Below are 13059 nucleotides of genomic sequence, written 5' to 3' on the forward strand. Positions count from 1 at the left end.
TCGCGCAGTTTCTCCATTGGAATGGCGAACAGAGCAGCCTATAAGGGCATCAATTCAGGCTGGCTTTGGCCAGATTCGTGGAAAAGTTGGGTATCATGAGCAATCCGGTTCTGGTTGAAGTTTTTCGGGGTGAAACTGTCGAAAGCCGCCATCGCGGCTCGGTGATCGTCACCGATGGTGACGGCAAGATTGTTTTCTCGCTAGGCGACATCGAACGTCCGACATTTCCGCGCTCGGCGATCAAGGCCATGCAGGCGCTACCGCTTGTCGAGAGCGGGGCAGCGGATGCCTATCACTTCGGCAATGAGGAACTCGCAATGGCCTGCGCTTCCCATTCGGGCGAGCCGGAGCATGTGAAGAAGGCCGCCGATATGCTTGCCCGGGCCGGGCTCGATGTCTCGGCACTCGAATGCGGGTCGCATTGGCCTTTCCAGCAACCGGTTCTGATCGCGCTGGCGCGAAGCGCCGAAGAGCCGACGCCGCTGCATAACAATTGTTCGGGCAAGCATGCGGGTTTCCTGTGCACCTGCCGTCATTTGGGAATTGAGACACGCGGATATTCCGCCCTGGGATCGCCGGAACAGGACATGGTCCGTGATGCGATGGAGAGCGTGACGGGCGCTGCCCACACGCTGGATCATTGCGGCACGGATGGCTGCTCCATTCCCACCTATGCGATTCCCCTCAGGAACCTTGCGCACGGCTTTGCCCGTATGGCGACAGGGACCGGGCTTGAACCGGTCCGTGCCAAGGCCGCCCGGCGCCTGGTGGATGCGGCGATGGCCGCGCCATTCTACGTGGCGGGAACCCATCGTGCCTGCACGGAACTGATGCAGATGGCACCGGGACGGATTTTCGTGAAGACCGGGGCAGAAGGCGTCTTCGTTGGCGCTGTGCCGGAACTGGGGCTCGGCATCGCGCTCAAATGCGATGATGGCGGCACACGTGCATCGGAGGCGATCATTGCCACAGTTCTGGCGCGGATTTTCCGCGATGAACCGGAACTGGAGTCCAAGCTCGACCGGTTTGCCGACCGCGAAATGCGCAACTGGAATGGCATTACCTATGGTGTGATCAGCCCCACGGAAATATTGACCGACGCCGACATCAATTGATGACATTCTGCGCGACGATCAGATTGGGATAGTCCGCGACGCTCTTTCGCGTCAGGTCCTTGACCGTAGTATCCGACCAGCTGTGACCGACGATCCCGCCATTGCTGGCGCTCTGGATGATATTGCCGGTGATGACTGCTGCGCCGACACCCTTGACGACACTGACATAGATGCCTTCGCCAGACGTGCGGATTATGTTGCCGGTGGCGACAAGGTTGCGCATATAGGGACCCCAGCCGAGCTGGATGCCGTAGAGGGGGGCATTTTCGATGACATTGCCGGTGACGGCGATATCCGCCTCCACCGCAATGCCAACGCCAAACGTGGCTGGATAGGGCCCCTTGGTCGAAAGGTTGCGGACAAGATTGCCGCTACATGTTCCCATGCGCCCGCCGCCGTCGAAATTCACCATCGAAATGCCGTTGGCAGCGCCGTCCACCAGATTGTTGGCAATCACCGCGCCAACGAAGCCAAACTCCGAATAGATCGCGGTTTCGCCGCTGGCAGTGCAATTGTTGGCGGTGACCTGGAGATTGCTTGCCGTATTGCCGCGGATCGCGCTGAAGGCGCTGTCGCTCACGATATTGTTGGCCACGACCACATTGTCGGCACGGAAGACGTTGATCGCATTGCCGTTCTGGCCGGTACCCCCGCTGTCCGCCCTGATCCTGGAGACGCGATTGCCGGCAATGATCGTGCCGTCGCGGCCCTGCTCATAACGCTGGACAAGAATGCCGCCATTGCCGCAATCACTGATTTCATTACCGGTGATCTGCAAACCGCCTGAATCGGCAGCAAAGATTGCCGCGTCGCTGGCACCGGAGATTCGGTTGCGCTCGACGCGCCCGCCGCATTTGAACAGGTCGATGGCATTCTTGCGTGCGCCAACAATGTCACAATTGTCGAGGATGAGATGACTGACGTTGCCGGCTTCGATGAGGCCGCCCGAGCCTTCGCCCAAGGGCCTGTCGTCACCATCGGCGACGATGCCGGAAAGCTGTATGCGTTCGCTTCCACTGGCTTTCAGAAAGCCCCTGTAGCCGCCGAACACCAGCCTTGATTGTCCTGGTACGCCCGCGAGATTGACATAGGCCGGCAACTGGATGTCCGAAACAACATAGGTACCCGGTGGAAGGAAAACCTGCTGTCCGGACGAACTCGCCTGCGCCAAAAGGGCGCTGAGCTTGGCCGACTGATCGTCTGGTGAACCTGCTTGCAGGCCAAAGTCGCCGGCATTCATCAATCCTGATGGCGTTTGCGCACTGGCGATGCCCAGCACAATATTGCCGCTGGCAAGCCCAGCCAGACCCGCAAGAACACGACGTCGGTCTATCATTGTATTATTCCGGAACTGGAGCGCCTATTTCGAAGGATTGCACTTGCTGTACGACCCCGCAAGACATACCTTTAGCTAATGAGCAGAGCCTTCACCAAGGACGACGATACCAATTCCTCCAACGATTTCGGCGAGCGCCCCATAAGCCCCCACCGCAACCTCGTGACGGAACAGGGACTGTCTTTGATCGAAGCTGAAATCGCCGCTGCACACGAGGTGTTGGCCAGGGGCAATGCCGAGGCCGACCGGGACATGATCGCCCGAGCGTCCCGCGACCTGCGCTACTGGACAGCACGCCGCGAAACCGCGGAGGTTTCTCACCCCGACCCGCACAGCAATGTCGTGCGTTTCGGCATGACAGTCACGATTGTCGATGAACACGACCGGACGCAAACCTGGACAATTGTTGGCGAGGATGAAGTCGATGCCAGCCACGGCATGATTTCACATGTTTCGCCGATGGCGATGCTGATGTTCGGCAAGTCCGTGGGTGACTCGTTTGAGCTCAATGGTCACGAATGGGAAATCACGCAAATCAGCGCTCCCCAAGCCTGAGTGGGGCAGGGGAGCGCGCCAGCCAATCACCAATAAATATCAGATTGTGGACCTGGCTCTCGGACGGCGAGCCGCGGCACGCTTCGACGTGTTGAGTTCTATCGCGGCGCGGACAAGTGTCTTCAACGCCTTTTCATCAATCTTTTCGCCTTCATGTACGTCGATGGCACGCCTGGTATTGCCTTCGAGACTGGAGTTGAAAAGACCTGAGGGGTCCTCCAGCGATGCGCCCTTGGCAAAGGTCATTTTGACGACATTCTTGTAGGTCTCGCCGGTGCAGATGATACCGTCGTGCTCCCACACCGGAACGCCCCGCCATTTCCACTCCTCGACCACCTCCGGGTCCGCCTGCTTGATGATCGACCGGATTTTGGCAAGCGTTTCGCCGCGCCAGTCGGCCAGCTCCTTGATGCGCGCATCTATCAGCTGCGAGGCGGAATCCGCTCCTTCACCTTCCTTCAGGTCGCTTTTCTTCATGGGTATCACCTCCTCTTGATATTGGTTTCATGCTGCAGGCTACATTCGTTCGCCGGGCAGTTGGCTGGCCTGTTTCACCCAGTCGACAAACTGCGCTTCGTCGAGCTCGCCCTCATGGATGTTGAGATAGCGCACTTCCTTGTGCTTGGATGGGCCAGGCGGGACAGGATCAAGCGAGGTGCCACGGAAGAACGTCACCTGTACGTACTTCGTGTAGCAATGCAGGGCGAGGAACCAGCTGTTCTCCTCCCGCCCGTAGAACGGCGAGTTCCATTTGACCGCCTTGCTCACATTCGGGACAGTGTGCTCGATGAGCTTGTCAAGCCGGCGCCCGAGGTCGCTTTTCCAGCCGGGCATGGCCGCAATATAGGCCTGAACCGGCGCGTCGCCGTAGCCCTTTGCTATTTGTGGATTGCCGCCCGAAAGAAGGACCGGCTTGGTGTCGTTCGAGGATTTGCTGAGTGTCTCGTTGGCCATGGCGTTTCACTCCATTGCGCGAGTTGGGATAGGTAGCACGATTCAGTGCAAATCTGTCCGTTCCAAAGGATTCAAGTCAAGCTGTTTCAACCGGCTGAATATGATCGCGGAAAAAAGCTGCAGCTCCGATCTCGTCAATTTCTCCTGCGGCAACCATGAGAACGAGCTGGATGATAAGTCTTTCGAGGACTTCCTTCGGAAGGATGACTCCTTCCGAGTTGCCAATTTTCCGCACGGTTATGTTCATGGCAAAACTCCGATGTTATAACATCGTGTATAACATTGGGTTTGCCAGCAAACGAGCCAGACCCTTAGTGCTACAACCAGCCCTTCTTGCGGAAAATCAGCAAGGGGATAATGGCGGAGGCAATCATCAGGCCGATGGCCATCGGGTATCCCCACATTTCCTTGAGTTCCGGCATGAATTCGAAGTTCATGCCGTAGATGGATGCGACCAGTGTAGGTGGCATGAAGGCCACTGCAGCGACCGAGAAGATCTTGATGATCGCATTCTGCTCGATCGAGATCAGACCGACAACGGTGTCGAGCAGGAACGTGATCTTGTTGGAAAGAAAATCCACATAGGTGCTGAGCGATTGCGTGTCGCGCTCCAGTGACTTTATCCAGGCGCGAGTCTCTTTCTTGGTAGATGTCTGATCGGAGATGGCCGCCAAGTAGACCAGCAAGCGGCTGACGCCCGCGATGCTTTCGCGGATCTTGGAAAGGAACGCGCCCTGTCCGCCGATCTGGGTAAGACTGTCCCTGAAATTTTTCGTGGTCATGGGCTTGTCGTTTTCGGACCGCCGGAAGATCGCGTGTGAGTTCACGTCGATATTACTGGCAACGCCCTCGAGAATATCCGCTATGCGGTCAGTGACAGCCTCGATCAATCCGAGCAGGACAGTAAGCCCTGTGCATTTGGGGTTGATGATCCCGTTGCCCGGCTTCGTCGCCCGGCCAATGAACAGTGCGAGCGCCTTCGGCTCGGTATAGCGGACCGTCACCAGCAGTTGACCCGTCAGGATGAACGAAACCGGTGCAATGCCCTGATGCTTCTGTTCCGTAGAATGGAGGATGGAAGCCGTCAGATATTGCGCGCCGTTTTCCGCATAGAACCGGCTGGATTCCTCGATCTCGATCATGTCTTCGTGGGTAGGTATTGCCGCCTTGGTCCAGGCTTCAACCTGGACATCTTCCTCATGCGTCGGGTTGAAGAGGTCGACCCAGACGGCTTTTGGCGGCAGCTCAGCGCCGGCAAGGGCCGCGCTCGGCATCAAGTAATCGTCTTCCAGGGTATAGACATAGATCATTTCAAAGCGAATCCAGCAAAGTATCGATCAGTTTTTCGGCCGCTTCGCCAATGACAGTCCCCGGCGGGAAAATCGCCGTGGCGCCAGCCTTGAGAACCGCATCGAAATCTTGTGGCGGGATGACACCGCCGACGATGATGAGAATATCCTCGCGTTCCCGGCGCTTCAGTGCTGCTTTCAGTTCCGGCACGAGGGTGAGGTGCCCGGCAGCGAGCGATGAAACACCGACAATGCGCACATTGCTCTCGACGGCAAGGTCCGCGACTTCGTCCGGCGTCTGGAACATGGCGCCGACAATAACTTCGAAGCCAAGATCGCCAAAGGCGGTCGCGATGACCTTCTGGCCACGATCGTGACCGTCCTGGCCCATCTTTGCGACAAGGATCCGCGGCTTCTCACCCGTGCGTTTTTCAAAGGCAGCCGCCTTGGCCTGTACCCGGTCGATCACCTGGCTCTTGCCGACTTCCTTGCGATAGACGCCCGATATCGTATGAATTTCGGCCACGTGGCGACCAAAGGCTTTTTCCAGAGCGAGGGAGATTTCGCCGACTGTCGCATGCGCCCGTGCTGCCTTGATGGCAAAGTCGAGAAGGTTTCCCGTACCTGTTTTCGCCGCGCTTGTCAGTGCGGAGAGCGCGGTATCGACGGCTGCGACGTCGCGCGTACCCTTCAGCTGCTGCAGCTTGGAAAGCTGCCGGGCACGCACCTCCGCATTGTCGACCTGCCGGACATCGACCTCCATGTCTTCGGAGGGGCGGTAGGAGTTGACGCCGATGACCGGTTGCTGTCCGCTGTCGATGCGCGCCTGCGTACGGGCTGCGGCCGCTTCGATGCGCATTTTCGGAATGCCACGCTCGATGGCCTTGGCCATGCCGCCCAGCGCCTCGATCTCTTCAATATGGGAGAGCGCACGCGCTGCCAGATCATGGGTAAGGCGCTCGACATAGGCGGATCCACCCCAGGGATCGATGATTCGCGTGGTACCGGATTCCTTTTGCAGGATAAGCTGCGTGTTGCGCGCGATCCGGGCCGAGTGGTCGGTGGGAAGTGCCAGCGCCTCGTCGAACGAATTGGTGTGCAGCGACTGGGTATGGCCCTGTGTCGATGCCATGGCTTCGATCATCGTGCGCATGATGTTGTTGTAGGGATCCTGCGCCGTCAGCGACCAGCCGGACGTCTGTGAATGGGTGCGCAGGGAAAGCGAGCGCTCATCCTTCGGGTTGAAGTTCTTCTTGATCAGCGCGGCCCAGAGCAGGCGTGCTGCACGCAACTTGGCTACTTCCATGAAGAAATTCATGCCGATCGCCCAGAAGAACGAGAGGCGCGGCGCAAAGGCGTCGATGTCCTGGCCGGCCGCGACGCCCGCCCGTGCGTACTCGATGCCGTCGGCAATCGTGTAGGCAAGCTCGAGGTCGGCGGTCGCGCCTGCTTCCTGCATGTGATAGCCGGAAATCGAAATCGAATTGAATTTCGGCATGTGCTCGGACGTATAGGAAAAGATATCCGAAACGATCCGCATCGAGGGTTGCGGCGGATAGATGTAGGTGTTGCGCACCATGAACTCTTTCAGAATGTCATTCTGAATCGTGCCGGCGAGCTGGTTTTGGGCGACACCCTGTTCTTCCGCAGCAACGATATAGAGCGCGAGAATCGGCAGGACCGCACCGTTCATCGTCATCGATACGGTCATTTCGCCGAGCGGAATGCCATCGAACAATTGCTGCATGTCGAGAATGGAATCGATGGCGACACCGGCCATGCCCACGTCGCCGGCTACCCGCGGATGATCGCTGTCATAACCGCGATGGGTGGCCAGATCGAAGGCGACGGAGAGGCCCTTCTGACCCGCAGCAAGGTTGCGCCTATAGAAGGCATTGGACTCCTCGGCGGTCGAGAACCCGGCATACTGACGGATTGTCCAGGGCTGCTGAACATACATGGTGGGATAGGGACCGCGGATGAAGGGGGCAGCGCCGGGGAAACTGTCCAAGTAAGGAAGGTTCTTCACAGCCGCATCGCCATAGGCACGCTTGATGCGAATGCCCTCAGGAGTCGTCCAGCTTGCGGCCTCGGGCCTTGGCGCCGGGTTTTTCGGCTCTTGCCAGTCGATGGCCGTGAAATCGGGAATTCTCATATCATGCCTGCAATGTTTCATCGATGCGCGGGAATGTCAGCGGTTCGCAGTGAACAACGCCGTCAGTAGGCAAGGGCATGTGCGGCGCGTCGAGCACCGTAACCGGCCGTTCATGCTTTGCCGCAAACAGGGTCGTGCCAATGATTGCGCGCTGCCCGGAGCTGTACTCCCTGGCTCGTGCCTCGCGCGCATTGACAATGCGGGCCTGCAGCTTGCCGTCGACAAGGCTCTGCAGAATGCCACCATCGCGCTCGAGTTGCTGAAACTCCCGCCAGGCGGCCTCACAAAGCTTCTCGGTCAGGTTCTCGACCGCGCCCGAGCCACAGGCTGGATCAGCCACGAAAGCCAGATTGCTTTCGTCAGCGAGGACGAGCTGGGTATTGCGCGCCAGCCGTCGCGCAAAGGCATCAGGCAAGCCATGAGCAATCGTATGGGGCAGGATCGCGATCGAATCGGCCCCGCCCACGGCGGCGGCAAAGCCGGCGATGGTCGTGCGCAAGATGTTTGTCTCGGGATCCTTCTTCGTCATCATGCGGTAGGAGGTTTCCGCATGTATCGTTGCACGCGAAGGGCGGGCTCCGCACGCCTCCTGCAAGCGCGCCCATAGCCGGCGCATGGCACGCACCTTGGCAATGGACAGGAACTGGTCCTGATCGACGGCGAGCGCAAAGCCGATATGTGGCGCGGCATAAACAATCGGCTGTCGCGCCTCTTCGAAGAGGCGGAAATGACCTGCAGCAATGGACAACATGGCGCCAAGTTCCTGCGCCTCGGTGGCGCCGGCATTGTGATAGACACGGCCATCGGCCTCAAGCACGATCCCTGGCAGGTCGGATGAAAAAAATCCGGAAAGCGATTGCGGCAGAGATGCTTTAAGTGCTGCGATGCTCATGCGCAGACGGCCCGTACCGGCCAGTGTGGCAGCCGGGTCGATGCCCAGCGAGAAGCTCAGCGTCTTCGGGTTGACGTCACGCGGCCGCATGTAGTCCACGAACCAGTCCGCGCAGGCGCGGCTTTTCGGGTGCACGTCCATGCGCAGGTGGATCATGTCGAGATGCACGCCGTAGAGCACTTTGTCGACGGCCTCGCGTGTCGACGGCAAGCCAAAGCCGAAAGCATTTGGCGCGCCTTCAAACACCAGCGAAATGCCGGTCGCTCCATTCTCCAGATCTTCCAGCAACTGCCTGTTGGCCCGAACCGGATCGGGATCGTCGACGCGCTGGACGATATGCCAGGGCTGCGAAGGGTCCTTGCGCGGTGTCAGCTTTGCGTTTCGGCGGCGCCCATAGAGTGGCTCGATCGCAATATTGTCGTCGGTCTTTGAAATCAGCGTTTCGCTAAAATCCGCGCCTTTCAGGGCTTTTTGCGCAAGTTTGACCCAGGTTTCCCGGTCAATCGCCGCAAATTCAGTTTCCTTGAGCAGTGACGCGTCCATGCTTTCTCCCGGTCGCCCGTATTTTTGCGTCGACTTTAGGGGGAGTCATGCTGCTGCGCAACAAAGCAAAGTTCTCCCCGCGCAACATATTGAAAACGCGGGCGATTCCTCGTCGTTGGGATCATACAACACCGGCGTGCGTGTTGCCGCTCAGCCAGTGACGGCGGTGTATTGATTTGCCGGCCTTGGGGAGGATGCTAAAGCCAGTGAAAGCCCTTGGCCATCAATCCCGCCAAGCCGAGCGCCACGAAGATCAATGCCCCGAACAAAAGGCGGAAGTCTACCTTGGCATCGCGACGCAACTCCCAGATATCAGTCTTGATGTCAGTGACAGCAGTCTTGATATTTTCCATGTCGGACGACAGCTTTGCGACTTGTGCTTCCATGTCGTTGAATGTGCCATCTCCTCCTCCACGTTTCAAGGGTTCGACATGAGCCGATCGGGTAGGTTTTGCTTTACTCATGCAATTTCTCTCGTGCTGAAATGACTTAAATAATCGTCCGGATAGCACATTTTCATAAGGCAGCAAAAAGCAAACGCGCGCCTCACAGCGCGCGTTTCCATCGGTTGAGATGCTTCGCTCAGACGAACTGGCTCAACCCGGGAATGGAGTTGACAACCTCGTCGACGGGACCGCTGCCGGCCTTTTCGCGAGCAAAGGCAATCGTCTCCTTGGAAATTCCGGTTATTTCTCCCATGCCGAGGCCAATTCCCATCAGCTTGGAGCCAAGGCCCATCACGCCAGGCATCAGGCCGGAGAGAAGCCCCCCGCTGCCCTGGGCTTCGGCAATGGCTGCTTCTGCGCCCGGAAAGCCGGCGATGAGCTGCCCAACCTTGTCAGCCGGACCTTCCTTTTGCAGAAACGCCAGAATCAGGCCAACGGCCTTAGTCGCCGTAGCCGGGTCAGTTCCAACATTGGCGGATATGCGCGCGATGAGTTCGTCCATGAGCCTAATCTCCCGTCAATCATGAATTACGTTTACGTAATATGCGGGAAATCTCTCTCCCGCAAGGGTCTGCGACAATCTCAACATGCTACTCGCGTACAAGACGATTGAACAAACGGTTTGTCGAAGTTTGGGTCTGCACTGATCATCATTTGTCGCCTTCTCAGCTTTGCGACATCTTATTATCGGCGGATCGAAACGGGCCTTGCAATGAAAACCACCCCACGTGGCTCGCAGCCGGTCAAAAGCCCAAACAGCATCATGAGACGCTACGCCTGAACAAATGAGACGCCGCGGGTAGTGGCGTGATGCGGAATATTGCATTTCAGCGCCACGACGACTGGCACAACATTGAGACAGACCACCGCCGTAAGATACGAAAACCTTGTCAGAATGGTTCTGAAAAAATTCCTTAAATCATTGAAACCAAATGGAGATATTACAATGGCTACGACATTCCTTGAACCCGACAAACTCAGAAGCAAGCGCAGCAAGCCAATCATCGACAAGTCACCGACCCCGGACGTCGAAGTGGCACCTGCTCCGGTCACGAATACCGGCGGAGTGAAGATACGCACGCTGCCAAATTCCGTCTATCCGGATGACCCGGTTCTACCCGAGCCGGATGCCAAAGTGATCAAGGCCGATGCGAAGCATAAGACATTGGTCGGCAGCGCTTCAAAGATATCTTTGAAGGCACGCTGGCGGATTTCAAGGGCGCGCGACCCTCAAGAACTTCAGCGTCGGCGATGCGATCCACTTTAACGATGCCGATGTGGACAACTTCCGTGTCATGGGCAAGGGCAAGTCGCTTGAGTTCAGCAACTTCGATTGGCACCACCACGCCTACGAGTCATATACGTCCAGCGGCGCAATGACTGGAGGCATGACCTTGAAGTTCTCGAACGATCCGCTCGGCAGCTTCGTCAAGACCCTGGATCAGGATGGTGTCGGCGTTACCCTGACCCTGGATCGTCTGGCCTAGAGCTTCGGCAGGTCCGACTCCAGAAAGCCTGAAACCAAATGCCGGCGTGCGAAAGCATGCCGGCATTTTTCGTCCGGCGTTCCAGCAATGCCTCGCAGTGCTTGCTTCAACTTTCCGTTTCGTAGCGGAATGCTGGAGCTTGACCATTGTCCGTTTTCAAATGCCTGTTATATCGTGGGTGGAGTGACACCGACGAGGACAAGACGATATGGCCGCTGACAGTATTTTCCTTGGTGCAAGCCGCAAGCCCGACAACTCCTACAGCCAAGCCGAATCGCTGCTGCTGAAGTTCGGCAACCGCCATGGGCTCGTGACCGGAGCAACCGGTACTGGTAAGACTGTCTCGCTGCAAGTCCTGGCTGAGGGGTTCTCGCAGGCCGGTGTTCCCGTGTTTTGTGCAGATATCAAGGGCGATCTTTCCGGTATCGGTGCCAAGGGCGAGGAGAAGGATTTCCTGCTCAAACGTGCTGCCGAGGTAAAGCTCGACCCTTATGAGTTCAGCGCTTCGCCGGTCATATTCTGGGATATTTTCGGCGAGCAGGGTCATCCGATCCGTGCCACGATTTCGGAAATGGGCCCGCTGCTGCTGGCGCGGCTGATGAACCTGACCGAGGCGCAGGAAGGTGTGCTCAATATCGCCTTCAAGATCGCCGATGAGGAGGGGCTGCTGCTCCTCGACATGAAGGATCTGCAGGCCTTGCTCCTCAACATCGCCGAACGGGCTGAAGAGATCTCCGCCCGGTATGGCAACGTCACCAAGCCCTCCGTCGGCGCGATCCAGCGTTCGCTGCTCGTGCTCGAACAGCAGGGCGGAACCAAGTTCTTCGGCGAGCCGGCACTGAAGATTGCCGACATCATGCGCACCGGAACCGATGGACGCGGGCTCGTGAGCGTGCTTGCCGCCGACAAGCTGATGATGAATCCTCGCCTTTATTCGACATTCCTGCTCTGGCTTCTGTCGGAACTTTTCGAGGAACTGCCGGAGGTGGGTGATCCGGAAAAGCCGCGTCTGGTCTTCTTCTTCGATGAAGCCCATCTCCTGTTCAATGAGGCACCCAAGGCGCTGCTCACCCGTGTCGAGCAGGTGGTGCGCCTGATCCGCTCCAAGGGCGTCGGCGTATTCTTCATATCGCAGAACCCGCTGGACGTACCCGAGACGGTGCTGGCGCAGCTTGGCAACCGCGTGCAGCATGCACTTCGTGCTTATACGCCGCGTGAGCAGAATGCGGTGAAAACGGCGGCCGATACGTTCCGCCCCAATCCGGATTTCAACACCTTCGAGACGATCACCAATCTTGCGACGGGTGAGGCGCTGGTCTCGACGCTGGCCGACAAGGGTGTGCCGTCCATGGTGCAGCGGACGCTGATGCGCCCGCCCGCAGGACGTATCGGACCGCTGACGAGCGATGAACGCCAGGCGTTGATCAACGCAAGCCCGGTCGCCGGGCTCTATGACGAAATGATCGATCGCGAATCCGCCTACGAACTGTTGCAGAAAAAGGCGGAGAAAACGAAGACCGAAGCCGAAGCCCAGGTTCAGGAAGCCGATAGCACCGGCGGCTGGAAGCTGCCCGACTTTCTCGGCGGCGAGCCCAAGACCGGGCCAAGGGGCGGGCAGGTGCGGGGGCGTCAGACAGTGGCCGAAGCGGCGATGAAATCGGTCGTCCGTTCGGTCGGCAGTTCACTCGGCCGCGCGCTGGTGCGCGGAATTTTGGGCAGTCTGAGCCGGCGGTAGGGCGGCTTGTGATTTGAGAGTGTACCGGGCCCAAGCGCGTCAAGACGCGCCAGGTTGAGCGATTATCCAGAACACCAGCTATGGCATGGCAGGGATATGGAACCTTTGATAACAACTTGAAATTGTATAACTTTTTCATAACATGTGCGTGATTTTCTGCGCACAGCAGAGTTACGTCGTTGACACAACGGCGCTCGACCGCAAAATCGAACCAGCCATTTTACTGCTGTTTATATTTGCCTGATTTTTTAAAGGACCCATTTTCATGTATGCATTTGCAGGGGCCGAGTCCGCCCTTACTCCGTTATTGCAGTCGTTGTACGTCACCCTCCGCACATTGGTTTCCTTCGCTTCAACCATAGGCAAGATTGCCGCGGGTGCTGGCATGATTGTGCTCATTCCCGCACCAGCATGTGTCGCCCAGGAGAGAGGAATCTCCACGATGCAAGACGCCAATGATGAGATCCGGCAAGAGCTGGAAAGGCGGGCGGCACTGATACGAAGCGATTCCAAGGAAGGTTTGGCCGAGATAGAGAATCGCGAAGCCGTTCC

Annotated in this window: 13 protein-coding genes and 2 pseudogenes; 5 read left to right on the forward strand and 10 right to left on the reverse strand. The window is 58.0% G+C overall.

What is annotated here, in order from left to right:
* Nucleotides 1–92: 92 nt before the first annotated feature.
* The gene (locus K9U38_RS06065) at nt 93–1115 is read left to right on the forward strand and encodes an asparaginase (protein WP_224493517.1); all 1023 of its coding nucleotides are present in this window, start codon (nt 93–95) and stop codon (nt 1113–1115) included.
* Here the strand turns inward: K9U38_RS06065 and K9U38_RS06070 are convergent.
* Nucleotides 1108–2451, reverse strand: coding sequence for a TIGR03808 family TAT-translocated repetitive protein (locus K9U38_RS06070; protein ID WP_224493437.1), 1344 nt, complete (start codon nt 2449–2451; stop codon nt 1108–1110). The genes K9U38_RS06065 and K9U38_RS06070 overlap by 8 nt on opposite strands.
* Nucleotides 2452–2529: 78 nt before the next feature.
* Between K9U38_RS06070 and K9U38_RS06075 the strand changes: the two genes are divergently transcribed.
* On the forward strand, nt 2530–3006 hold the full coding sequence (locus tag K9U38_RS06075) for a GreA/GreB family elongation factor (protein WP_224493438.1): 477 nt from the start codon (nt 2530–2532) through the stop codon (nt 3004–3006).
* A 39-nt stretch (nt 3007–3045) separates the two neighbouring features.
* On the opposite strand, the gene K9U38_RS06080 is transcribed toward K9U38_RS06075, so the two are convergent.
* The 9 genes and pseudogenes from K9U38_RS06080 to K9U38_RS06120 form a co-directional block, all read right to left on the reverse strand.
* A complete protein-coding gene (locus tag K9U38_RS06080; RefSeq protein WP_224493439.1) occupies nt 3046–3483 on the reverse strand; it encodes a DUF1801 domain-containing protein in 438 nt (145 codons plus the stop codon).
* 39 nt (nt 3484–3522) lie between these two features.
* Complete coding sequence (locus K9U38_RS06085; RefSeq protein ID WP_224493440.1) at nt 3523–3960, reverse strand: DUF1801 domain-containing protein; 438 nt, start codon at nt 3958–3960, stop codon at nt 3523–3525.
* 76 nt (nt 3961–4036) lie between these two features.
* A pseudogene (locus K9U38_RS06090) lies at nt 4037–4135 on the reverse strand (type II toxin-antitoxin system death-on-curing family toxin); the annotation flags it as partial.
* Nucleotides 4127–4207 (reverse strand): annotated as a pseudogene (locus tag K9U38_RS06095) (AbrB/MazE/SpoVT family DNA-binding domain-containing protein); the annotation flags it as partial. The pseudogenes K9U38_RS06095 and K9U38_RS06090, both read right to left, overlap by 9 nt.
* Before the next feature lie 70 nt (nt 4208–4277).
* Nucleotides 4278–5270, reverse strand: coding sequence for a magnesium transporter CorA family protein (locus tag K9U38_RS06100; protein WP_224493441.1), 993 nt, complete (start codon nt 5268–5270; stop codon nt 4278–4280).
* A 1-nt stretch (nt 5271) separates the two neighbouring features.
* Nucleotides 5272–7404, reverse strand: a complete 2133-nt coding sequence (gene scpA / locus K9U38_RS06105) for a methylmalonyl-CoA mutase (protein WP_224493442.1) — start codon at nt 7402–7404, stop codon at nt 5272–5274.
* Between the two features lies 1 nt (nt 7405).
* On the reverse strand, nt 7406–8839 hold the full coding sequence (locus K9U38_RS06110) for a methylmalonyl-CoA mutase subunit beta (protein WP_224493443.1): 1434 nt from the start codon (nt 8837–8839) through the stop codon (nt 7406–7408).
* Between the two features lie 197 nt (nt 8840–9036).
* Complete coding sequence (locus K9U38_RS06115) at nt 9037–9303, reverse strand: hypothetical protein (RefSeq protein WP_224493444.1); 267 nt, start codon at nt 9301–9303, stop codon at nt 9037–9039.
* A 118-nt stretch (nt 9304–9421) separates the two neighbouring features.
* Nucleotides 9422–9787: a hypothetical protein gene (locus tag K9U38_RS06120; RefSeq protein ID WP_106709032.1), complete on the reverse strand. Its 366-nt coding sequence runs from the start codon at nt 9785–9787 to the stop codon at nt 9422–9424.
* A gap of 444 nt (nt 9788–10231) precedes the next feature.
* Between K9U38_RS06120 and K9U38_RS06125 the strand changes: the two genes are divergently transcribed.
* From K9U38_RS06125 to K9U38_RS06135, 3 genes are all read left to right on the forward strand, one after another.
* Nucleotides 10232–10552 carry a hypothetical protein gene (locus K9U38_RS06125; RefSeq protein WP_224493445.1) on the forward strand — a complete coding sequence of 107 codons (321 nt, stop codon included), beginning with the start codon at nt 10232–10234 and terminating at the stop codon, nt 10550–10552.
* 10 nt (nt 10553–10562) lie between these two features.
* Nucleotides 10563–10772 carry a hypothetical protein gene (locus tag K9U38_RS06130; protein ID WP_224493446.1) on the forward strand — a complete coding sequence of 70 codons (210 nt, stop codon included), beginning with the start codon at nt 10563–10565 and terminating at the stop codon, nt 10770–10772.
* Nucleotides 10773–10980: 208 nt separating this feature from the next.
* Complete coding sequence (locus tag K9U38_RS06135) at nt 10981–12507, forward strand: helicase HerA-like C-terminal domain-containing protein (RefSeq protein ID WP_224493447.1); 1527 nt, start codon at nt 10981–10983, stop codon at nt 12505–12507.
* Nucleotides 12508–13059 lie beyond the last annotated feature (552 nt).

The sequence above is a fragment of the Phyllobacterium lublinensis genome, assembly GCF_020164435.1.
Classification (GTDB): domain Bacteria; phylum Pseudomonadota; class Alphaproteobacteria; order Rhizobiales; family Rhizobiaceae; genus Phyllobacterium; species Phyllobacterium lublinensis.